Origin of the sequence: Paenarthrobacter sp. NPDC091669 (genome assembly GCF_044756725.1) — a bacterium.
GTDB lineage: Bacteria > Actinomycetota > Actinomycetes > Actinomycetales > Micrococcaceae > Arthrobacter > Arthrobacter bambusae_C.
In genome coordinates this window covers 1-1,324 of record NZ_JBIVTK010000026.1, presented here as the reverse complement: position 1 = coordinate 1,324, position 1,324 = coordinate 1, and the positions used below count along the sequence as shown (strand labels likewise).

At 61.2% G+C, this 1,324-nt stretch carries 1 protein-coding gene; it reads right to left on the bottom strand.

Features of this window, described 5'->3' with window-relative positions:
- Positions 1 to 1,323 (bottom strand): carboxylesterase family protein (locus ACIQLI_RS22460; RefSeq protein WP_400392639.1); only part of this gene is annotated, 1,323 nt, incomplete at its 3' end.
- Between the last annotated feature and the right edge of the window lies 1 nt (position 1,324).

Here is a 1,324-nt window from a genome sequence, read left to right as displayed (position 1 = left end):
GGGCCCGAGCATTGGGCTGTTCGGATATGCGTCGATGGTGTCGAAAAAGAAGGGGGCATCGACGCAGTGAGTGGCGCCTAGGTGTGCGGGGTCGTCAGCGGGGGCGTAGTCGAACTGGTATACATAGGTGGGGACGCCGGTTTCGACCTGATGAGTGGCTACGGCCAAGGTTCCGTCCCGGAACAGGATTTCGCTCTCAAGGTCTGCGAGTGTGTCGTGAGGCTCGCCGTGCTGTTGCTGGATTGCGATGCGGTCAAAGCGTTCGGCGCCTCCGTCGACGTGACGGGCTGCCATTTCGCGCGCCTGCTCTGCGGTTATGGACTTGATGTGGGGATCAAAGGCGAAGAAGGCGGTCATTTCGTTCTTGGTTGTGCCGGTCAGTAATTGCTTTCCGTCGAGGCGCCCCTCGACCAATGCCTGCTCCCATCTGATAGGTATACCGCTGCCACCGAGCACAGGGTACATTGCAGGCGCCGCGCTGCCCGGGGTGGCGAGCTCTCCACTGAGCTGGCGATAGGCATCCAGCAGACGGCCGGCGGGGAGAGCGCGTAAATCGCTGAGAAGATCCGCGCTGCTCCCCAATCCGAGAATTTCGATGAATCTATGCGTGTTTTTCGTCGCATCCTCGGGCAGCTGCGGGACGAGACCGAGCGGGGCGCTCTGGGCGATGATTCGTTTGACTAGCGGTCCAGTGACAGGTGAGAGCGCAAGGTAAAGGGATGAGTAGGCGCCGGCCGATTGTCCGCCAACCGTTATTTCATCCGGATTCCCGCCGAACCCGCCAATATTGCGGCGAACCCAATTGAGCACGGCTCCCTGGTCCTGTATGCCGAGATTCTCAACGCCGAACTCCGGCAAGTATAAGAAGCCGAGAGGGCCAACACGGTAATTGGCAGTGACTACGACGATGTCACCCGCCGCGGCCAAGTTACGGCCGTCGTACCAGTCCCACCCGCCCGAGCCGCTAGAGAATCCGCCACCATGAAACCACACCAGAACGGACAGCTTATGCCCAGGTGAGGGGCCCTCCAGATTGGCCGGTGTCCAGATGTTGACGGTGAGCGAGCCGTCTTCGTTCCAGTCGGGAGAGCGCTTGCCCATGACTGATTCAAGCCTAGAAGCGCCTTGCGGGACAGACGGACCGGGGCCTGAGGCATCGCGCGTGCCTAACCACGCTGGCTGGGGTTGTGGCGCGGCAAAGCGTAGTTCGTTCAGGGGTGAGGCGGCATAGGGAATACTTCGAAAAGCCGCTACGCCGTCCTCCATGGTCCCTTGGACCATGCCCGACTCCGTTGTTGCGGTTGGGCGCTTCGCGGTGCTCATT